At 67.6% G+C, this 20,983-nt stretch carries 20 protein-coding genes and 1 pseudogene; 4 read left to right on the plus strand and 17 right to left on the minus strand.

The genetic code is table 11. The annotated features are described in order from the left end of the window. Positions 1 to 656: 656 nt before the first annotated feature. Complete coding sequence (locus C487_RS00540; RefSeq protein WP_006183697.1) at positions 657 to 1,958, plus strand: TIGR00341 family protein; 1,302 nt, start codon at positions 657 to 659, stop codon at positions 1,956 to 1,958. Between the two features lie 173 nt (positions 1,959 to 2,131). On the opposite strand, the gene C487_RS00545 is transcribed toward C487_RS00540, so the two are convergent. Beyond that, positions 2,132 to 3,121, minus strand: a complete 990-nt coding sequence (locus C487_RS00545) for an NOG1 family protein (RefSeq protein WP_006183698.1) — start codon at positions 3,119 to 3,121, stop codon at positions 2,132 to 2,134. A 129-nt stretch (positions 3,122 to 3,250) separates the two neighbouring features. Between C487_RS00545 and C487_RS00550 the strand changes: the two are divergent. Beyond that, positions 3,251 to 3,502 (plus strand): annotated as a pseudogene (locus C487_RS00550) (citrate/2-methylcitrate synthase); the annotation flags it as partial. 94 nt (positions 3,503 to 3,596) lie between these two features. On the opposite strand, the gene C487_RS00555 reads toward C487_RS00550, so the two are convergent. The 9 genes from C487_RS00555 to C487_RS00595 form a co-directional block, all read right to left on the minus strand. Next, positions 3,597 to 3,944: a four-helix bundle copper-binding protein gene (locus tag C487_RS00555; protein WP_006183700.1), complete on the minus strand. Its 348-nt coding sequence runs from the start codon at positions 3,942 to 3,944 to the stop codon at positions 3,597 to 3,599. 87 nt (positions 3,945 to 4,031) lie between these two features. Next, a complete protein-coding gene (locus tag C487_RS00560; RefSeq protein WP_006183701.1) occupies positions 4,032 to 5,159 on the minus strand; it encodes an AAA family ATPase in 1,128 nt (375 codons plus the stop codon). A gap of 82 nt (positions 5,160 to 5,241) precedes the next feature. Next, a complete protein-coding gene (locus C487_RS00565; RefSeq protein WP_006183702.1) occupies positions 5,242 to 6,690 on the minus strand; it encodes a hypothetical protein in 1,449 nt (482 codons plus the stop codon). Further along, entirely contained in the window at positions 6,691 to 8,139 is a 1,449-nt protein-coding gene (locus C487_RS00570; protein WP_006183703.1) for a DUF58 domain-containing protein, read from the minus strand. It abuts the gene before it with no gap. Beyond that, positions 8,136 to 8,999 (minus strand): DUF7269 family protein, encoded by an 864-nt coding sequence (locus tag C487_RS00575; protein ID WP_006183704.1) that lies wholly within the window; start codon positions 8,997 to 8,999, stop codon positions 8,136 to 8,138. The genes C487_RS00570 and C487_RS00575 overlap by 4 nt, the downstream gene beginning before the upstream one ends. After that, positions 8,996 to 11,320: a DUF4129 domain-containing protein gene (locus tag C487_RS00580; RefSeq protein ID WP_006183705.1), complete on the minus strand. Its 2,325-nt coding sequence runs from the start codon at positions 11,318 to 11,320 to the stop codon at positions 8,996 to 8,998. Before C487_RS00580 ends, C487_RS00575 begins: the two co-directional genes overlap by 4 nt. 174 nt (positions 11,321 to 11,494) lie before the next feature. Beyond that, positions 11,495 to 11,779, minus strand: a complete 285-nt coding sequence (gene hisE, locus C487_RS00585; protein ID WP_006183706.1) for a phosphoribosyl-ATP diphosphatase — start codon at positions 11,777 to 11,779, stop codon at positions 11,495 to 11,497. Beyond that, positions 11,780 to 12,247: a bifunctional nuclease family protein gene (locus C487_RS00590; RefSeq protein ID WP_006183707.1), complete on the minus strand. Its 468-nt coding sequence runs from the start codon at positions 12,245 to 12,247 to the stop codon at positions 11,780 to 11,782. Positions 12,248 to 12,382: 135 nt separating this feature from the next. Next, entirely contained in the window at positions 12,383 to 13,861 is a 1,479-nt protein-coding gene (locus tag C487_RS00595) for a sulfatase-like hydrolase/transferase (RefSeq protein ID WP_006183708.1), read from the minus strand. A gap of 123 nt (positions 13,862 to 13,984) precedes the next feature. Between C487_RS00595 and C487_RS00600 the strand changes: the two genes are divergently transcribed. Next, complete coding sequence (locus tag C487_RS00600; RefSeq protein WP_006183709.1) at positions 13,985 to 14,179, plus strand: hypothetical protein; 195 nt, start codon at positions 13,985 to 13,987, stop codon at positions 14,177 to 14,179. A gap of 1 nt (position 14,180) precedes the next feature. On the opposite strand, the gene hisS is transcribed toward C487_RS00600, so the two are convergent. The 4 genes from hisS to C487_RS00620 all read right to left on the minus strand — a co-directional run bounded on the left by hisS (position 14,181) and on the right by C487_RS00620 (position 17,202). Then, entirely contained in the window at positions 14,181 to 15,479 is a 1,299-nt protein-coding gene (gene hisS / locus C487_RS00605) for a histidine--tRNA ligase (protein ID WP_006183710.1), read from the minus strand. A 231-nt stretch (positions 15,480 to 15,710) separates the two neighbouring features. Then, entirely contained in the window at positions 15,711 to 16,301 is a 591-nt protein-coding gene (locus C487_RS00610) for a DUF7411 family protein (protein ID WP_006183711.1), read from the minus strand. After that, a complete protein-coding gene (locus C487_RS00615) occupies positions 16,301 to 16,648 on the minus strand; it encodes a DNA-binding protein (protein ID WP_006183712.1) in 348 nt (115 codons plus the stop codon). The genes C487_RS00610 and C487_RS00615 overlap by 1 nt, the downstream gene beginning before the upstream one ends. Before the next feature lie 98 nt (positions 16,649 to 16,746). Further along, positions 16,747 to 17,202, minus strand: a complete 456-nt coding sequence (locus C487_RS00620; RefSeq protein WP_006183713.1) for a 30S ribosomal protein S19e — start codon at positions 17,200 to 17,202, stop codon at positions 16,747 to 16,749. Between the two features lie 97 nt (positions 17,203 to 17,299). Here C487_RS00620 and thiL point away from each other — a divergent pair, with 97 nt between their 5' ends. Next, positions 17,300 to 18,178 carry a thiamine-phosphate kinase gene (gene thiL, locus C487_RS00625; RefSeq protein ID WP_006183714.1) on the plus strand — a complete coding sequence of 293 codons (879 nt, stop codon included), beginning with the start codon at positions 17,300 to 17,302 and terminating at the stop codon, positions 18,176 to 18,178. Positions 18,179 to 18,218: 40 nt separating this feature from the next. On the opposite strand, the gene C487_RS00630 is transcribed toward thiL, so the two are convergent. From C487_RS00630 to C487_RS00640, 3 genes are all read right to left on the minus strand, one after another. Further along, positions 18,219 to 19,376 carry a site-2 protease family protein gene (locus tag C487_RS00630; RefSeq protein WP_006183715.1) on the minus strand — a complete coding sequence of 386 codons (1,158 nt, stop codon included), beginning with the start codon at positions 19,374 to 19,376 and terminating at the stop codon, positions 18,219 to 18,221. A 260-nt stretch (positions 19,377 to 19,636) separates the two neighbouring features. Beyond that, a complete protein-coding gene (locus tag C487_RS00635) occupies positions 19,637 to 19,876 on the minus strand; it encodes a DUF7123 family protein (protein WP_006183716.1) in 240 nt (79 codons plus the stop codon). Between the two features lie 256 nt (positions 19,877 to 20,132). Continuing rightward, positions 20,133 to 20,972, minus strand: coding sequence for a molybdopterin synthase (locus C487_RS00640; RefSeq protein WP_006183717.1), 840 nt, complete (start codon positions 20,970 to 20,972; stop codon positions 20,133 to 20,135). Between the last annotated feature and the right edge of the window lie 11 nt (positions 20,973 to 20,983).

The following is a 20,983-nucleotide window of genomic DNA, read 5'->3' on the forward strand; positions in this document are numbered from 1 at the left end:
TGAGAGATATATAAATCAAATAGAGGGTGCTGTTTTCAGCCGTCTCAGTGGCTCAGCCAGGAACTCTATGGGGGTAAACACATGCAATTCCCCGATTTTGAACCTACTGTCCTCCTGCGATTTCTGGGGGTAAACACATACTAATATTCAAATACCAAACAAGCACAGTCTAGTTCTACACTTGCTCGACCGACATCTTTCCGTCGAGAGTTTGCTGCGGTCTCTGACGATTGTAGTAACGCATGAACTGTTCAAGCCACTTTCAGACACTCGATCGATCTCCCACCCACGAATTATGGAAGCGGCCGATCCCTATTTGAGTGTCTGAGACCGGTCTCCGATGACGTTTGTAGTTGACCGGACTGCTCAACCCTACTCGAGAGATGGCAGTCCGATAGCCGAATCGATCGACGAGAAATACTGTATCCGAAAGATCGTGTTTCTCTTGGCACCGATAGAGAAACGCAGCCGTCGGACCGGTACTATGCCGACCAAACAATGCGATCTCAAGGACCAGTTTCATCTCAAGTTCCGAACCGGCCCATGAGACGTTACGGGTGTGAGATGGGGAGGACCGATTACTCGAGTCGAAATTGACCGCCTGCGTTGGACGGAATGCCCCGAAGTTATGACCCCGGGGAATCTCACAGTCCCATGTGCGGCTCGTACAGCTGACGATCCCGACCGGGGAGCAGGAGGCGATCTTCGATGTCCTCGACGGACGGGAGATCGACTACGTCGTCACCGACGAAACGCGGAGCCGGGAGTACACGGCGGTCGTCTACTTCCCGCTCCCGGACGCGGCCGTCGAACCGGTCCTCGACGAACTGCAAGACGCGGGGATCGACGACGATGCCTACACCGTCGTCGTCGACGCGGAGACCGTCGTCTCCCGTCGATTTCAGGCGCTGCGCGAGGAGTACGAGGAGAACGATGTCGGCTCCGACCGGATTTCGCGCCAGGAGCTGCAGGCCGAAGCGGACGATCTGACGCCGACGTTCCCCGTCTACGTCGTGATGACGGTCATCAGCGCCATCGTCGCGACCGCGGGGCTCCTGTTGGATTCGCCGGCGGTCGTCGTCGGGTCGATGGTGATCGCGCCCCTGATCGGGCCGGCGCTGGGGGCCAGCGTCGGCACGGTGATCGACGACGAGGACCTGTTCGTCGAGAGCGTCTCCTACCAGATCATCGGCGTCGTGGTCGCGATTGCGGCGGCGGCGATCTTCGCGATGCTGGTTCGCTCGCTGAACATCGTCCCGCCGGACCTCGTCCTCTCGAGCGTCGGCGAGATCTCCGAGCGGCTCGCGCCGGACCTGCTGTCGCTCGCGATCGCACTCGGCGCGGGGGTCGCGGGAGTCGTGAGCATCGCGACGGGAACGTCCGTCGCGCTCGTCGGCGTGATGATCGCGGCAGCGTTGATCCCGCCCGCCGGCGTCGCGGGGATCGCGCTCGCGTGGGGCCAGCCGACATCCGCGATCGGCGCGACGGTATTGGTCCTCGTGAATCTCCTGTCGGTGAACCTCGCCGGCCTGTTGACGCTGTGGTACGCCGGCTACCGGCCGGAAAACCTGTTTTCGCTCGGCGAGACGGAACAGCGCCTCCGACAGCGAATCGTCGGCCTCGTCGTCATCGTCCTCGTCTTTACCGTGTTTCTCAGCGGAATTACCTACGCCTCCTACGAGGCGGGTAACTTCGAACAGGACGCCCGCGACGATGTCGAAACGGTCCTTTCACAGGACCGGTACGAGGACTATCAGCTCCTCGAGTTCCAGCTCGTGATGGACGACAACTACCCGTTCCGGAACCCGGAGCGGGTGGTCGTGACGATCGGCGGCCCGCCGGGACAGTCGGCACCGGATCTGGCCGACATCCTCCACGACCGGATCAACCGCCACGCTGACGGCTCCGTCACCGTCGAGGTCAGATACGTCGAAGTCGTCGAGCGCGACGCCGGCTAGCTGGGGGATTGCGAGACGCGCCGAAGACGCCGGTCGCTTGCGCTCGTTTCGGGGCGTTGCGTTCGCGTTCGAACATGAGTGGCTCCGACAGCAACAGCCCCGCGTCGCCTGCTAGCCAGCGGAATCCGATCCTCCTTTCGGCTCGGTCGACGGTCCCCGTGTCGTATCGACGGCTAGCCGTCGAACGGCAGCTCCGGCTCGTAATCGATCGCATCGACGGCGGCGTCGAGGACCGTCTCGACGTTCGCACCGGTCTCGACGCTCATGGTGTAGTCCGCCGCGACGGCCTCGGTCAGGTCGCCATCCTCGAAGCGGTCTTCCTTGTTCGCGATCGTGAGCACGGGGATCGCCTCGAACCGGGCCGAGATCGCATCCCGAAGCTCGAGTTGCGAGCCGATCGGATAGCCGCACTCGCCGGTGGGATCGACCATGACGAGCATGCAGTCGGCGAGGTGCTCGATGGCGCTGACCGCCTGGGATTCGATCTCGTTGCGCTCCTGCGGCGGGCGATCGAGCAGGCCGGGGGTGTCGACGATCTGGTAGCGAATATGGTCGCGTTCGAAGTGGCCGACGCCGATCCCCTTCGTCGTGAAGGGATAGGAGGCGGTCTCGCCGCGGGCGTTGGTGACGTCGTTGACGAACGAGGACTTGCCGACGTTGGGGTAGCCGGCGACGACGATCGTCGGCTCGTCGGGGTTGATCTCCGGTAAGTCGCGGAGGTCGTTACGCGACTCGTTGATGTACAGCAGGTGGTCGTCGATCTGCTCGACGATGTCTGCCAGCCGGGCGAAGGCCTGTTTGCGGTGCTTGCGCGCCGTGTCCACGTCGGTCTTCCGCAGGCGTGGCTGGTACTCCTCGTGGATTTCGCGGGCCTTCCGGCTGGCCCACATCACTTCCGACAGCGCCTGCCGGAGTCGGTCGACGTCGACGATCGCGTCGGCCAGTTCGTAGTAGAACGGATGGACGTCGTCCTCGTACTCGAAGTCCGGCCACGCCGTGACCACGTTTTCCAAGTTGTCCGAAATGATGTTCGCCGCCGTCTGGAGCATCGACTGCTGGGCCTCGAGGCCGCCTTTGGCCTTGCCGGCCCGTGCCGCCCGCGAAAACGCCTTGTCGATCAACTCTTCCGACGTGGGCGTCGTCGGAAGGTCTTCGAAAATCATGTCCAAGGCTAGAGCCCCCGATCATAAAGGGCGTTCGTTATAGGCCGGGGCCAGTCTGTGATTTCGTCGCCCTCATCCGCACGCGTCGCGGGTACGGTCTCCGGTGTCGCCGGGATCGGTATCTTCGCGCTCGCCGTCGACGCGCTCGCGGACCACAAGTCGGATCGCCGCCTCGAGACGAACGTCGAGTTCTATACCGCCACACTGCTCGACGGTGTCGGGCTTCCACAGGCCCTCTTTACCGCAACCTTCGGCGTCTCGCGGGTTGGCAGTTGGATGGCCCACTGCCTCGAGCAGCGAGCGGACAACCGCCTGATTCGGCCGGTGTCCCGGTACGTCGGTGACAGGGACCGGACGTGGACGCCAGTGTCGGACCGATAGAATAGGGGTCGGCTGGGATGGAGCCGCTGTCTCGCCGCTCGCGTTCGACTTCGGGTCGTAACTCCCCGTGTCGGACCCCGCCAATCGACCGCGTTCAGGCCGAGGCCATCTCCCGACAGCTCTCGGCGCACTCCGGCAGCACCTCGGCGCAGGCCTGACAGTGCTCGTGGTCGTATTGCTCGCACTCCGCGGCACACTCCTCGCAGAGGTCCGCACAGAGTTCGCCCAGTTCCCGATGGTAGCCCGAGTTGCGAGCCATAAACCGGGCGTGCAGCGAGGCGATGTCCGCCACGTCCCGGCAGAGCCGGATGCAGCGGGCCATCTCGTCGCCCTCGCCTGCACAGGCGTCCGCACACCATTCGCAGACCTGTGTGGCTTCGAGGCAGTTGTCGATACACTCCTGCATGTGGTCGTCGGCGTGCTCGAGTTGTTGGAGCGCCATGGTACGAGCACCGACGCCAGTAGGAGACATCAACCTAGTACGGGCGGCTGCAAGCAGCACGCGGCCGCCGGGTTCACGGCGGCCGACTCACTCGCCGTGCCACGACTCATCCCGTCGGTCGGCCTCGGTAGCGCCACCGTCACCGTGCGGGCCCGTCGCGTCGCAACCGGACGTGACATCGGCGCTGTCGCCGTTCGCGGCCGCCGATTCGGTCCCGGAATCGGTCGTCGGCTTGGGGTCGTCGGGACCCGGCGCGACCGCCGGCACGTCGACCGCGTTCACCGCGTGGCGGACGATGGCGCTCCCGTCGACTCCCTCGACGGTCGCCTCGGTCGTGAGCACGATCCGGTGGGCCATCGTCGGTCCTGCGAGCCGCTTGATGTCGTCCGGCGTCACGTACGATCGCCCCTCGATCAGCGCCGCGGCCCGGGCCGCCTCGAACACGCGCTGGACGCCGCGGGGCGAGACGCCGATCTCGGCGCGCTGGTCCGCCCGCGTCTTCCGGGCGATCTCGACGATATAGCGGCGGACCTTCTCGTCGACGGTGACCTCCTCGGTCAGAGTCTGCAGGAGCCGAACCGCGTCCGGACTGGCGACCGACTCCACGCTCGGCGAGAGCGAGCGACGGTTCGCCCGGCGCTCGAGCAGCCCCATTTCGCCCTCGAAGTCGGGGTAGCCGAGCGAGGTTTTGACGCTGAAGCGGTCGCGCTGGGCCTCCGGCAGTCGGAAGGTCCCCTCCTGTTCGATCGGGTTCTGGGTCGCGACGACCAGAAACGGTTCCGGCAGGTCGTAGGTCGTCCCGTCGACGCTGACCTGTCGTTCCTCCATGGCCTCGAGCAGCGCGGCCTGGGTCTTCGGCGGCGCGCGGTTGATCTCGTCGGCGAGGACGACGTTCGTGAACACCGGTCCCGGTGCGAACTCGAACTCGCCGGCCTGTTCGTCGTAGATCGTCGACCCGGTCACGTCCGAGGGCAACAGATCCGGCGTGAACTGGAGTCGCGTGAACTCCAGTCCCATCGCCTCGGCGATCACACGCGCGGTGACCGTCTTGCCCGTCCCCGGCACGTCCTCGAGCAGGACGTGTCCGCGGGCCAGCGTCGCCGACAACATGGCGTGGAGCACCTCGCGATCCACGACCGCGGCCTCTTCGATGCGGTCGACGACGCGCCGGACGGTGCGTGCAGCGTCGTCGGCTGTCGCGTTCGTCGCGTCCATACACGACAATCCAGCTAGATACCCAAGAACCCTCCCCATCGAGACCGTCGGAGCCGTCCGCGATCGGGTCCCGCCGACGTCCCTAGCCGCGCACCGGGAGCAACAGGAGTAACGCACCGAGCGCGACGACGACCGCACCGCCGGCCGCGCCCCCGCCCGCGAAGACGCCGGCCCGGAGCACCTCGAGACCGGTGACAATGACGACGGCACCGATCGCGACGCCGACGGCGACGGCCCCGTGGAACAACTCGAGTCGGCGAGTGTCGGGCAGGTGACCGAGCTCGGCCGTCAGTCCGAGCCCGAACGTCGCGCTGTCCCAGACGAGGATCGCGCCGGCGATACAGGCGAAGACGACGAGCGGATTGGCACGACCCACGCCGATCGCGGCCACGACGAGTCCCGTCGCAGCGACCGCCGGCCCGGTGGCCCGTGCGGGGAGCAGGCCGAGTCCGACGCCGACGGCACCGCCCCCGACGACGATCAGGAACGCGAGCGGTCCCAGCACCAGCGCGACGACGAGGCCCAGCCCGATCAGGACGGGGCCGATGGCGAGCCCGGTCCCGGAGACGATGAGTACCAGCCCGAGCAGCAACGGCAGGGAGAGACAGACGCCGACGACGGCCGCGGCGGTCCGCCGCGTCGTCTGGGCGGAGTCGTCGCGGGTCAGCCGTCGGAGCAGGACGGCGACCGCGCCGGCGAGGAGACTCACCGCGCCGACGGCGACGATCGGCCAGACGAGCAGCGGCGAGGACAGCGACGAGAGTAGCCACGCGAGCAACGGGACGCTCGTCACCACGGTATCGACGCCCGCCAGTCCGAGAGCACCGATCCCGATGAGGGCACCGATCGAGCCGACGGCCGTGTACAGCAGGCGTTGTCGGACGGCGGTGAGTCGCCGCTCGATTGCCGGACGGCGGTCCCGCGGCGTCACCTGCCGAATCGGGAGCCACCGTATCGACAGCCGAACGACACCGGCCGTCCCCGCGACGAGTAGGAGGACGCCGGTCACGGACGCGACCGGCGTCGAAAACCCGGTTATACTGGTCAGAACCGCCCAGCAGAAGTAGACGACGGCCGTCATGACCCCCGTCAACACGAGCGAACACAGCATCGAGGCGTAGCTGATCACGCTGCCCGCCGCGGCGGTGCCCAGCCCGTCGCCGCCGATATCTGCCCAGGCGGCCCCGATCCCGGCGAGCGCGAGCGCACAGCCGCTCGCAGCGATCCCGGCTCGAGCGACGAACGGGGCCGCGAGCACGATCAGCGCGAACGCCGTCCCGAACGTCACCATGAGCGCGTGGGCCACGACCAGGCTGACGAACCCGTCGCGCTCGAGCAGGCCCACGCCCGCGACGGTCAGCCCGACGACCGGGCCGAGCGTCGGCAACAGCGACGGCTCGCCGATCTCGAAACCGACGACGCCGACGATCGCGACGACGATCAGGCTGGCGAGCCAGAGGCTCGCTGCCCGTGCTCGTCCCTCGTCGCCGATCGCGGACGGCCGGTCGAGGCGCGGTCCGGCGAGGGACATCTACCCGCCACCTCCCCATCGCTGCGAGCCGTCGGCCGGGGCCGATCCGGCCCCGTCGTCAGGGCCGCCGTTCCAACTACTGTCCCTCCTCCCTCCGACTCCAGTGCTCGAGTTGCCGGCGCTGCCCCCGGTCGATCGACGACTCGAGAGGCGCGCATCGACGGCGAAGGCCTGCTCGATGACCACCGGCAGCGGCGTGCCGCGCCGCCAGTCGACCGTGCGCGCACCGGTGGCCTGACAGCGGGCGAGCCGGGTCCGCCGCCGCGTCTGTTCGAACTGGCCGCTGACGGTGTTCGACGGAACGATGTCCGGCGAGAGGAGGACGACCGGCAGCCCCGCGCCCCGCCACGTTTCGACCGCGGCCACTGGCGGGTCGTCGAGAACGGGCGAGAACAACGCGACCTGTGCGGTCGTCGGCGCGAGTTCGAGCACCTTCCGGACCTGTCGCCTCGTCCGTCCGCCGGCTGCCCGTGGCGCACTCGAGTCCCGGTCGGCCGCGGCTTCGTCCGCGACCCGCCGGAGGAGGTCGAGCGCACGCCGTCGCTGTGCCGGTCCGTTCGCCGGCTCGAGCCAGCGGCAGCCGGCGGGGCCGGGACCGTCCGTCCCGATGACGGCGATGCCGACGTCGTGGCCGTGGTCGAGCAGGTCAGACAGCGCACGGGTCGCGGCGTACGCTCCGTATTCGACGGCCGTCGGCCGGCCGCGGCCGGCGACGACGCGGTTCGCCGGTCGCGCGTCGACGACCAGGACGACGGTCGCCGACACGTGTCGGTCGTAGTTGACCGTCGCGAGCGTCCCGCGTTTCGCGTAGTGTCGCCAGTCGATGCGGTCGGCGGGGTCGTCGCGATGGTACTCCCGGATCGAGTGAAACGAGATCCCCGTGCCGGGTTCGTCGGTCGTCAACTGCCCGACCCGCGTCGAGCCGTCCGCCTCGATCGGTGGCGCATCGGCCGCGAGCCGACAGACGAGCGCCCGGTCACCGGACACCGGCAGCGTCGTCGTGGCCGTCGCACTCACGCCAAGTCCGCGGACGCGACACTGGGGCGGTTCGAAGTCGTACTCGCCGTGGCGGGCCACGACCACGTACTCCACGGTATGGCTGTCACCGGGCTCGAGCGTCGCGCCGGCCCGCGGCGATCCCTCGAGGACGGCGATCGACGCGGGGACGCCGTCGGCGATTCGGAGGTCCGTGATCGTTCGATCGGAGCCGTTGGTCACCTCGAGCGTGACGGTGACCGGCTGGCCCGGCGGCGCGGGCGTCGGCGTCACCGATCTGGTCGCGACGAGGTCGGCCGGGACGCGAACGCGGGACAGCGAGCCGTAGGCGACGAAGACCAGCGGGATGACCGCGCCCAGCAGGAGGACGGGGTTCCCGTCTGCGACGCCGGCGACCGTAAGCGCGATCGTCGCGGCGATAGCCCCGCGCCAGCGCACCCGTCGGTCGATCACGCGTCGGTCACCTCCGGGTTCCCGTCCCGTGGCTCGTCGGTTCGGTCGGCATCGGTTCCGTCTCCGTCGGCTCGCTCCCCGGCCACCCGATCGCGGTCGTTCCCGACTCGAGGCCGAACCGGCTGCGGTCCGCGAGCGGTCGCGCGCGGCTCGACGGCCCGCTGGAGACGGCCGTCCGCTCCGCGCTGGAGGTCCTCGAGACTGGGCTCGAGCATCGGGACGGCCCGTGGGGCGGTCTGGCCCGGAACCGTCGGCAGGGCGTCGTCGGCCGCTTCGGCGACTGCGTTCGTCGCCCGTCGGGCCCGTCGGCGTACGACGCGTTCCGGGTACAGCCATGCACGAACGCGTTCGCGGAGCGGCCGCGGCGGCGGCTCGATCTCCGGTGCGAGGACGCTGGCGACGACCCGATCGCCGGTCCAGTTGCCGTCCGCGAGCGCTTCTTCCGCCGCCGACCGCGGCCGGCCGCCCTGCTCGAGGGCGTCGAGCAACGCCGTCCGGAGCGGGGACCGAACGACCTCGATGCCGTCGTCGACGGTGCCCGAATCGCGGGCCGTCTCGCAGGCCGTCTCGATCACCCCGGCGAAGGCGTCGCTCGAGAGCGCGGGGTCGCGGTCGGTGCGCTCGGGAGCCGGGTTCGCGAACGGTTCGTCGGCCGCCCAGGGCACCGCCGGCGCGTCCGCCGTCGTATCGAGCGACCCGCGAACCGTCCAGAGGCCGAGGCCGAGCGCGACGAGCGTGAGCAGGGCAACGAGACCGACGGCGTCACCCGACCCGTTCGGGGTGCCGACGCCGACGATCGTTCCGATCGCGACGAGCGCCACGCCACACAGGGACACGAGTCGCTGCCGACGCCGGCTCACGGCTCTCCCTCCGTCTCGGGGTCCGACTCGCGGGACGGGTCCGTCGGGGACGCCGATCGGGTTCCGCACTCGTCTCGTTCGGCCGCCGCCTCGGCTGTCGTTGCCTCCGTCTCGGCCGCTCGAGCGCGTTCGACCGCGTCGTAGGCCTCGGCCGCCCGTTCGCGACGACTCGCCGAGCGGGGGCGATCGCCGTACTCCACTTCCCGGAAGAGCGTCGTCAGTTCGCGAACCGGCGTTCGCGGATACCCCTTCGAGAGCGCGCGGCGTTCGATCTCTCCGGGGGTGCGCGTTCGCCACCGTCCCGGCGCGATCTGGCGTGCGAACGCCCGCCACAGGTCGCGAAACGAGCGCGTCTCGGCCGCCGTGTGACTCGTGTCCGCCGTCGCCGTCTCGGCAGCCGGCTCCGCGTCGCTGTCTCGCGCGTCCGTCTGCGGGTCTTCCCCGTCGGCGCGGACCGCTATCACGCCGGCAGCGGTGAGCGCCGCGGTGACGAGGATCATCCCACGGAGACCGTCGACGGCGTAGCCGCCCGCGAGCAGCGGGAGCGCTCCGACTCCCGCCGCAACCGCCCGCAGCGGCAGCGTTCGGGCGGTTGAGAGCGCCGCCTCGAGCCCGGATCGGACGCGCCCCGGCGCCGTTCCGAGCCAGGCCACGAACCGCGCCCACAGCCTCCGTCCGGACCGTGGCAGCGATCGGACCCACTCGTGGACGGCCCCGGCCAGCACGTGCAGCCACTCGAGGAGGACCTCGAGTCGATCGACGAGTCCCAATCCGAGGGCGACGAGTCGGGACAGAAGCCGGTCCAGCCAGTCACGCGTCGAGGGGCGGTCGCGGACGCTGGGACTGGGCAATCCCCGCCCGGATCGCGACAGGCCGACGCCGAGACCGAGCAGACAGACGCCGCCGAGGACGGCGACCCCGGCCCACGTTCCATAGAACGCCTCGACGACGAGTACCGCAGCAAGTCCCGCCGTTCCGCCGAGGACGGCCATCGGCCCGCGTCGGCCGGCGTAGCGATAGGCGAGCACCATCAGTCCGGCGATGATACTCGAGAGCACGAGTGCGGACCCGCCGTAAGCACTGACGAGCGAGACGCTGGCGGTTTGGCGTTCCGTGCTGACCGTCACCGTCGCGGTCGGATCGAGCGGGAGTCCGGTCACCAGCCGACCGTCGGCATCCGTCGCTCCCACCCTCTCGCCGTCGACGGTCACCGTCGCACCCGCGACGGGCTCGCCGTCGATCGTCGCTTCGACGGCCCCGGGGCTGCCGGGGATCGGCGCGATACCCGCGGGGGCAAACGCCGCCTCGAGCAACAGGACATCGACCGTCGTCGTCCCCGCGAAGTCGCCGCGGGCGACCTCGATCTCGAACGTTGCGGTGCCGTCATCGGGGACCCGCACTGCGGCCCGCCCGCTCCCGTCCGTCTTTCCGACCGCGGTGCCGTCGACGGAGACGGTCGCCTCGCGCATCGGCACGTCCGCGACCGCTGCGTCGATCGTGATCGTCTCGCCAGGGGACGGCTCGCCGTCGATGTCGATTGTAACCTCACCGTCGACTGCGTAGGACCCGGTAGCGTTCCCCGACGGTCCGTCCTGGCTGCGCGCCGCGGTGACGGCCGACGACCCGAGAACGGGCGTAGTCGAGGCTGCTCCGATCTCGGCTTCCAACCCACCTAATCGCCGAGCGTCGTCGGAGCGGTAACTTGCGACCCCGGTCGTCGACGACGAGGGCAGCGACGTCGACGTCCCGGCGCGACACGTCGCGTCGGTCGCCGTTCCGACCCGGATGACCAACTCCTCGACGTACGGCACCTCGCCAGTCACCCGCCCGGCGTCGTCCGTTTCCCCGACTCGCCGCTCGTCGAACCACACCGGTGTCCCGGCGAGCGGGTCGCCCTCGTACCGGATCGTCGCCGTGAGCCGGCTGCCGGGGACCGGCTCCCGATCCAACATGATGACACACCGTGGCTCCCCGTCGGTCTCCGCCGGCGGCTCGACGTCGTCGTCACGATCGAGGTTGAGCCACTCGAGCAGTCGTCGCCAATCGAAGCCACCGCCCGGACCGTCGCCCGGCTCGCCGTCGGCGTTCCCGCCGTCATCGGTCCCGTCGATGTCGGGGTCGAAATCGATGTCCGGCACGATGCCGTCCCAGTCGACGTCGGCCCCGGGGCTCGAGTCGCTCCCGCCGCCGGTGAGGCCGGGCGCGAACGTGGCCGTCAGTACGAGCGCGAGCGCCGCCAGCGCGACGAGCGAGACCTGTCGGTAATCGGCTCCGCCGGACGCGGCCTCGTCTGCGTCGTCGGGTGTGGCGTCGTCGGACACGTGGACTCACTCCGTTCGCGGTCGGGGCGGCGACCGAACTGTCGATACCGCAATGAGTGCGTATGGGACCTACCCCACAAAGAAAGTACACGTTCGCGGCCGGTAGTCGATCGCCCCGCACGCAGCAGTCGCCCGATAGTGGGACTCGATCTCGCCGCCGAACCGCGGCTCCCGTCAGCGCCGTGCCTCGAGCTCGGCCTCGAGAGCCGACAGTTCCATGTCCTTCATCGCCAACAGGACGAGCAAGTGGTAGACGATGTCGGCGCTCTCGTGGGCGATCTCCTCGTGATCGTCGTCTTTCGCGGCCAACACGAGTTCGGTCGTCTCCTCGCCGAGTTTTTCCAACACTTCGTTCTCGCCTTTCTCGTGGGTCAACAGCGAGGCGGTGTAGGAGTCCTCGGGTAGCCGTTCCTTCCGGTCTTCGATGACGGCGAACAGTTCCTCGAGTACGTCGTCCATCTAGAGCTCACCCGACACGTTGCGGATGTCTTCGAGTTCGTCGAACTTCTCGCTGTCGTCTCGGCTGTCCTCGAAGACGTCCTCCGTGATCTCGATCGCCGCGTTCGTCCGGGCGGCCAGCGCGAGCGAATCGCTCGGCCGGGCGTCGATGATCGTCTCGCCGCGGGGCGTCTGGAGGTGGATGTCGGCGATGTAGGTACCGCCCTGACCGTCGTCGCGCTCCTCGATCCCGGTGACGACGATCCGATCGATCCGGCTGCCCAGTTCTTCCATGACATCGAGCAGGAGGTCGTGCGTCAGGGGTCGTCCGATGTCCTCGGCCTCGAGACCGCGAGCGATGCTGGTCGCCTCGCTGAACCCGATGAAGATCGGTACGACGTCGCTTTCGCCCTCGACCGCGAGGACGACGACCGGGACCGGTCCTTCGGGGGTCCCCGCGACGCGAACGGCGTCGATGGATGCCTGCATAGCCACATCCTCGGGGGGAAGGGGGAAAACATATCCGGTCGCGAATGCATGCACAGCGGGCTCGGCCGCCGGCTCCGATCCCCCGGCCCGCGGCGAGGACGAGCCGATACTGTTCGCCCTCATCCGCGACGACATCTATGAGGCCGTCTCGAGTGCGTCCGTCACCCAAACGCGATTCGGATCGGCCGTCTCGTCCATCCACTCGACCAGTCGGTTCCGCATGTCTCGCCGCACGTCGGCGTAGGCGGGATGGTCGATTAGGTTTTGTAGTTCCGCCGGATCGGCTTCGAGATCGTACAGTTCGTCGATATCGGGGCCGTTGTAGACGTACTTGTAGCGGTCAGTACGGACCATCCGCTGGCTGTAGAGGCCGAACTCGTCGCCGTGATACTGGGCGAACGTCGAGTCACGCCAGTCGGCGCTTTCGGGCAGTTCGCCGCCGTTCTCGAGGACCGGAACGAGGCTTCGGGAATCGAAACTGTCGGGGGCCGGCACGTCCGCTAATTCGAGGATGGTCGCCGCGAGGTCGTGGAGGTGGACCGGGACGGAACAGGTCGCGCCGCCGTCGGTGACCCCCGGCCAGCGAATCTGCAGCGGAATCCGGTAGGTGTCGTCGTACATCAGGGGCCCCTTGTTGAACTGGCGGTGACTGCCGGCGAAATCGCCGTGATCGGAGACGTGGATCACGACCGTTTCCTCCGCGAGCCCCTGATCGTCGAGGGTCTCGAGGATTCGTTCGAGTTGGTGGTCGATCAGTGTGACGAACCCCCAGTACTTCGCGATCGCTTCGGCCCAGTTGTCCCAGTCGAAGTCGGTCACGCCGCGGTAGGCGAGGTAGTTCTCGTGGACCTGCGGTTTCCCGTCGTAGGTCTCCGCGTAGCTCGCGGGCGGGTCGATCTCGGCGGGGTCATACAGCGACGCGTACGGTTCCGGGACGACGTAGGGGTGGTGGGGGCCGTAGAAGTCCGTCCGGTGGAAGAACGGGACGTCTCGGTCGCCGTCGGCGTGGGCCTCGATGGCGTCGATCGTCCGCTCCGCGAGAAAGAAGGCCCGCGTGTCCTCGACGTCGACCGATGTCTTCGCGGCGACGAACGTCCCGTCGGAGCCGTCTCTCGGATCGTCTCCCGTGTACAGCGCTGCCTCGAGTTCGGCCTCGCCAACGGGGACGCCACGCTCCTCGCGGTACTCGCGGAACGCCTCGTCGATGTCGTCGTGGTGGTCGTCGCTGCCGCCCAGATACGAGAAGCCGAAGTCGGCGGGAGCCCGATCGCGGCCGACGTGCCACTTCCCCGTGTAGGTGAGGTCGTAGCCCGCCGCGACGAGTTCCTCCGAGAACGTCGGCAGGTCCGCGGGCAGGTTCGGCTGGATGGCGTCCGGCTCGTGGCAGTTGTTCAACATGCCGTGGCCATGGGGGAACTGCCCGGTCAGCAGCGATGCACGGGCGCTCGAGCAGATACTGATCGGCGTGAACGCTCGGTCGAACCGGGTCCCGTCGCTCGAGAGCGAGTCGATCGCCGGCGTCTCGACCGGCGGTCCCGCGGGTGCGCTACAGTCGTATCGCTCCTGGTCGGTGAGGACGAGGAGGACGTTCGGACGGGTGTCGGCGTCGGCCATCGGGCGAGCTACATCGTCGCCGTAGTTAATGATGGGACCTGCGGAGGGGTTCAGTGGACCGTCGCATAAGGCAGCCCACTGTGAACCCCACCGTTCATTAGAGCGCCGTTCGAGGGACGACGCGTGCCGAGCGCGTACTGTGGTGAGTGCGAGTGGCAGTGCCAAACCGACGGGACCGATACGAGCGAACTCAGCCGGGCGATGATCGACCACTTCGTCGAGACCGGTCACTCGCCGGTCGAGCGGTCCGACGCGGACGAGCGCCTCGCTGACCACGGTGACGAGCGGACATCGGACGCGAAGCCAGGCCCCGAGTGACTCAGGCGAAGTCCTCGAACGTCGGCCGCTCCCGGTCGCCCGGGAACTCGTCGACCGGGAGCTGCGTCTGGTCGCCCGATGCCATGTCCTTGATCGTTACCTCGTCGTTCGCGAGGTCCTGCTCGCCGACGATGACGACGGTCTCGGCGTTGATCGAGTCGGCGTAATCGAGCTGTGCACCGAACGATCGACCGGCGATGTCGGTCTCGACGACGTGGCCCCGGTCGCGGAGTTCGTGAACGATCCGGGCCGCTTCCGAGCGCGTGTCCCCGATCTGGAGGACGTAGTAATCGGTCGTCACCGACTCCTCGGGCCAGACGCCCGCCCGCTGGCAGAGCAGCGACAGCGTTGCGTGGCCCGGTGCGACGCCGACCGCGGGCGTCGGCTGCCCGCCGAAGCGCTCGATCAGGTCGTCGTAGCGGCCGCCCCCGAAGATCGCCCGCGAGACCTCGCCCGCCGAGTCGAAACACTCGAAGACGACGCCGGTGTAGTAGTCCAGCCCGCGGGCCGTCTCGAGCGAGATCGTACAGTACTCTCGAGCACCGAAGTCCTCGGCCGCGTCCAGGACGTTCCGTAGGTTCTCGACCGCTGCCGTCACGCGCTCGGTGTTCGCGAACGCCTCGACTTCGTCGAGGTCCCCGCCCGCGATGAGATCGCCGAACTCGGCGGCCTGCTCGGCGGTCAATCCGGCGTCGATCAGCAGATCGTGGTACTCCGCTCGCGAGAGTTTGTCCGATTTGTCGACCGCGCGGATCGCCGCTTCCGTGTCGACCTCAGTCTCGTAGCTCTCGAGGACGCCCCCGAGGATGTCCCGGTGGGAGATCCGGAACTCGAAGTGGTCGCCGGTGAGTCCGAGGCCGGTCAGGGCATCGGCGGCCCACGCGAGGATCTCGGCGTCGGCCTCGGGCTCCGCGGAGCCGAAGATGTCGACGTTGGTCTGATAGAACTCCCGGTACCGACCCTGTTGGACCTGCTCGTAGCGCCAGAACGGGCGCGTCGAGACCCACTTGATCGGCTTCGAAAGCGCCTGTTGTTTCGCGACGACCATCCGGGCGACGGTCGGGGTGAGTTCCGGCGTCAACGTGACGTGGCGGCCGCTCTGGTCCTCGAACGCGTAGAGTTCGTCGACGATGTCGTCGCCACTCTTGTCGGTCCACATCTCGGCGCGCTCCAGCGCCGGGGTCCCGATCTCGCGGAACCCGTACTCGCGGGCCGTGTCCTCCAACACGTCGATCGCCGCCCGTCTGGCGGACATCTCGCCGGGGTAGAAGTCACGAAAGCCCTTGATTCGGTCGTACATGGAAACCCGTTCGGGGACGGCGAACTTCTATCCTTTCGTTCGGGGGCGGTCGTCCGACCCCGCGTTCGACAGGCCCCAGTCCGCAATCGGAATCGATGGCATTGCCACCGATCCGGTGACCGTCTCCAGCGTTGCTACTGGGCCGTGAGCGATCGGAGCAACTGAACCGATTGACACACTGATCGTACTGCCATCCTGCGATCAGGTGTGCATTGCCTTTCAGTTACTCCGCTAGCGGATGTTCGTCACGTACGTCTGCTCGTGATCGGGGAAGTAGTCCGCGATCGCCGCCGGTCCGTCCTCGTCGGCGATGAGCGCGCGGAGTTCGGCCTCGTAATCCGCCCTCTCGATCTCCTCGCTCGGGCCGACGGTCACGTCCAGTCGCGCCTCGACCAGCCGATCGACGGCCGACCGACCGAACCCCGACAGCGGCGCGATATAGTCGACATCGTGGCGATCCTCGAGACTCTGTGCCTGTGCCCGCGAAATCGTCGGGACGCGGTCGTCGCGGCGGGTCCCGTCCGCAACGGCATCGAACTCCCGGGCCGCGAGTTGCTCGAGGGCGTGCTGGTGGACCAACTGAATGCCGTTGCGCGGATAGCCGTCCTCGCGAATCCGGTCGACGGCGTCGCGGGCGACTTCCGGGTCGCACTCGAGTCGTTCGAACGCGAAGCCGGCATCCGCGGCCGTCGCGCGGGCGTGTTTCCAGTCGTCGCTGATGCCGAAGTGGGCCGTCAGCAGCGTCACGTCGTAAAACTCCTCGAGCAAGAGTGCGGCCAGCGTCGAGTCCTTGCCGCCGCTGTAGAGCAGTCCGAGCTCCATTACCGGCGCTGAATGTCGAAGCTCTGCGAGTCGGGTTTCAGCTCCTTGAGGAGCTGTTTCATCTTGGCGTCGTCGATCTTGCCCTGAATGCGGCCGCTCCGGGCGAGACTGACGACCTGGCGCTCGACTTGCTCGCCGAACTGGGGTTTGCTCATCTTGACCGTGTTGAGCCGCTTGCGGGCGTCGTCGGTCAGGTGCTGGCGCAACACGGCTTTCTTCTGGGCCTCGGCCTGCTGCTGGGCCGCTTCCTGTCCGCCCTCGCCCTGGGACTCGGCGCGGTCCTGTAGCTGCTCCATTTTCTTCTGTCGGAGCTCCTCGAGTTTTTCCTCGTCCGGTGATCCACTCATAGTTATACCGTACTTGTCCGGCACGCCGGAAAATGATTACGGACGACGGGAGCGATGGCTCTGGGCGGCGAACGCGACGTGAAAACTGGAATCGCCAATTACGCGTATCGCTCGAGTTCCGGACGGTCGAGGTCGTCGAGCACCTGACCGGCGGTGTCGTCGAGCAGGCTCTGTCCCTCGGCGGTGATCCGACGGCCCTCGCCCTCGGCGGTCTCGACGAGGTCCTCGTCCTCGAGTTGCTGGAGGATGGTCCGGATCAGGTTCTTCGAGCCGTCCGCGCGCTTGTCGGGCGCGACCTGGTAGCGGTTGGAGCCACCCTTCGCGCCGCCGTACTCCGTCGAGAGTCGCTCGACGCCGATCGGGCCCCGGTCGGAGACCTTTCGCAGGAGGCTCGCCGCACGGGTCGCCCAGAAGTCGTCCTGTTCCGGGGGGAGTTCCTTGTCGACGCCGCTCTTGGCGAACGCGCCCCACTCCGGTTCCTCGAGTCGATCCGCGAGATCGTCGGCGAGCGCCTCGATGAGGTCGTCCGCCGGAACGTCGTACATCGTAGCCATTGGCGTGTGATTTCCGTCCGCGGCATTTAAGACCATCGTATCTGTGCAGCCGACGCCAGCCCGGACCGTTTTTCGCTCTCGAGTCGAAACGGGAGGTATGGACGAACGCGCCGCCCTGCGGCTCCTTTCGGACGAACTCGCGGCGGCCGGCGACGACGCGGCGATCGTCGACGGGCTGGTCGTGACGACCGACATGCTCCACGACCGGACCGATTTCCCGGACGGAACGACCCGCTACACGGCCGGCTGGCGTGCCGTCGGCGCGTCCCTCTCCGACATCGCGGCGATGGGCGGCTCGGCCACGGCCGCGGTCGCCGCCTACGCCGCGCCGACATTCGACCGAGACGAACTACTCGCCTTCGTTCGCGGCGCGAGGGACGTCTGTGAGCACGTCGGGGCCGAGTACGTCGGCGGCGACCTCGACGGCCACGACGAGTTTACCGTGTCGACGACCGCGATCGGTCGCACTGCCGACCCCGTTCGTCGGAGCAGGGCCCGTCCCGGCGATGTCGTCTGCGTGACCGGGACGCTCGGCCGTAGCGGGGCCGCGCTCCGGTTGTTCGATCGGGGCCACACCGACCGGGCGAACGCCCTCTTTCGGTTCGAGCCTCGAATCGCGACGGGCCGGGCGCTCGCGGCCCGTGCAAGCGCGATGATGGACTCGAGCGACGGACTCGCCCGCTCGCTCCACCAGCTCGCCGAGGCCAGCGACTGCGGCTTCGCGATCGACGCCGACCGGGTTCCGATCGCCGATGCCGTCCACGACGTCACCGACGGTGACGGGGACGCGCTCGAGGTCGCGACGACGTTCGGCGAGGACTTCGAACTCGTCGCGACGCTCCCCGAAGACGCGCTTCCGGCGGTCCGGGAGGCGGCCGATGTCCCACTGTCAGTGGTCGGGTCGGTTCGCGATGCCGCCGACGGAATAACCATGGACGGCGAGGCGCTTGCGGATCGCGGATACACGCACGGATAATCCGGCCGCGGTCCGACTCGAGTCGGCGACCGAACACCGCTCAGTCGATGATCATGACCGGAACCGGCATGAAACAGAGCAGGCCGACCCCGAACGTGACGATCCCGAGGAGGAGCCGGCCGGAGCCGAGTCTGTCGTCCCGAATCGGGGTTGCCGCTCCCATCGACGCGAACAGAGTCGCCAACAGCCCCCAGAGGACCCAGACGAAGACGGTGTTGATGCTGTAGTCCCGGAAATAATAGAGGTAGCCGGCGAGCGCGAACAGCGCGCCCGGCACGAGCGCCGCGATGGTCTCCTGATAGTCGCCCACCATCGCCCGGAGGATGTGGCCGCCGTCGAGTTGCCCCACCGGGATCAGGTTGAGGAAGGTGACGAACATGCCGACCCAGGCCCCGATGACGACCGGGTTCACTCCCATCGTCGGATCGTTCCGGTACAGCGGCTGATCGAATCCCGCCGCGAGCAACTCGAGCAACGGCGGGTAGCCCAACTCGATCCGGATGGCGTTGGGGTCCTGTACCACCGCATCGGAGACGGCCACGGGCGGCAGGTGGAGCCCGATGACGGTTACGACGACCGTGGCCACGAGGCCGGCCAGTGGCCCGGCGACGCCGATATCGAACAGCGCCTTCCGGTCCGGCATCCGGCCTTTCATCTTGATCACGGCACCCATCGTCCCGATGAGCGTCGGGACCGGGATGAAGTAGGGCAACGAGGCGTCGACCTGGTGGTATCGACTCATGACGTAGTGACCCATCTCGTGGACGCCGAGAACGCCGAGAATCGCCGCGGTAAACGGCCATGCCTGCCAGACCGAGGCTGGGTCCGCGAACGGATCGAGTTGATACCAGAACGCGCCGGCGAACAGCGTCGAACACACCGTCGCGAGCAAGAGCACGAGGTTCGTCCACGGTATCCCGTCGATCCCGACGCTGGTCGGTTCGGCGACGAGCACGTACTCGCCGTGGCGTGTCTCGAGTTCGGCGTCGTAGCCGTGCTCGCGGAACGCCGCCCAGAGCTCTCGCATCACTCGCTCCGGGTGAGTCAACGGGTCGCCGTAGTACACCAGCCGCCCGTCTTCCCGCTGTACCTCGTAGACCGCAAACACTGACTCGATGCGATCGATCGGCGGCCCGTCCTCGAGCGAGGGTCCGTCGCGTCCCGCCGTACCGAATCCGGACCGATCGATGTCCTCCATCATCCGAGGTTCACTGTCTTCGGGTATAAATCGACTGCCGTCGGCAGGCCCGGCCGTTTCTCATCGCGGGGGAGACGCGAACCACCAGTCGACGTGTAACTGGACTGTCCGGCAGGGCCGACCGAAAACGGGGACACGGTAGTACGAATCCGTCCGCGGGCGGTCGTGCCGACGAGTCGGTGTGCCGGCACTGGAAGCGGGGACCGTCGTCCGAGCGGTTCGGGAGACGGTCGCACGTGGGGGAGGGGTGAACGCGACGATCAGGCGGGTGCGACACGCCACGTGGTCGCGCTCGTGTACGACCACTTCTCGATCTCGAGGTCGTTGACCGAGTCCGAGAGCTTGACCATCATCGCGCCGATCTCCTTGGGGGACATCCCGACATCGTCCGCGATGAACTTGCCTTTGAAGTACATCTCACCGTCTTCGGCACGGTCGCGCAGGTAGCGTTTCAGGCGGCGTTCCTTGCTTTCCGTGGAGGAGTGGGCTGTCGTACTCATCGACAACCATCCATTGGTGGGGATATATGTTATAAAGGGTGGATGATTAGCGGCGTTTCGCTTGTCTTCAGCGATCTGGGGGGTAAAAGACGTTTTATTCTCGATTAAGAGACTATTTATCGATCCACGAGAGGCCTCGAGACGTTTTAAAACCGAATCTAACACATTATAATCCGTATAATCAACGCGATTCGGTTACGGTCGCGTTTGCCGACCGGTTCGATGTTTGCACGCCGACTTCGATGGAATGTAACGATCAGGGTCGGTCGTGGACCCAGAACTCGTCCTCGACCGTCACCTCCTTTTTGAACAGCGGGACTTCGTCTTTCAGCCGGTTGATCCCGTCCTCGACGGTCCGAAACGCCTCCTCGCGGTGGCCCGCGAGCACGACGACGAAGACGATGTCCTCGCCGTCCTCGACGATCCCGGTCCGGTGGTAGAGTTCGACCTCGAACACCCCGTCCCGAGTCTCGAGATCGGTCTCGAGGGCCGCCATCCGCTCGTCGGCGACGCCCTCGTACTTCTCGAACTCGAGGTACTGGGTCGGAGCGTCGTCCGCGCTGTCCTTCGCGCGGACCCGGCCCGTGAACGTCGCGATCGCGCCCGCCCGGTCCGCCCGCGGCGATCGTTTGACGCGAGCGACCAGCGACGCGAGGCTTCGGTAGGGCTCGGCCGACTCGAGGGCCGGGACGAGGGCGTCGAGATCGAGGTCGGCGGGGCCGTCGACGGCAGCGATGACCGTCTCCCCCGCCTCGCGTTCGGCAGCGGCGTCCGACCCCACCGCGATCGAGGGGTACTGCAGGGACGGGACGCCGACGACGACCGCGTACCCGCAATCGGTCGCTAGGCTCTCGAGCGCGTCACCGACGGACATCCCCGTCCCCGATGCGGTCCAGTCGCCGTCGACGCCGAGGTCGTAGGTGACGTCGCCGCCGAGCGTCGTCGATTCGCGTGCGTGTGTCCCGTCAGCGATCGTCGCATCGTATCTGACGACGCCGACGCGTCCCCGCTCGGCGAGCCGATCGACGACCCGGTCGACGACCGACTCGAGCGCGCCGTCGTCGGCTCCCGCCTCGCGAACGCCGAGTACGTGCATGTGCGAGCTAT

The organism is Natrinema pallidum DSM 3751 (genome assembly GCF_000337615.1).
Classification (GTDB): Archaea; Halobacteriota; Halobacteria; order Halobacteriales; family Natrialbaceae; genus Natrinema; species Natrinema pallidum.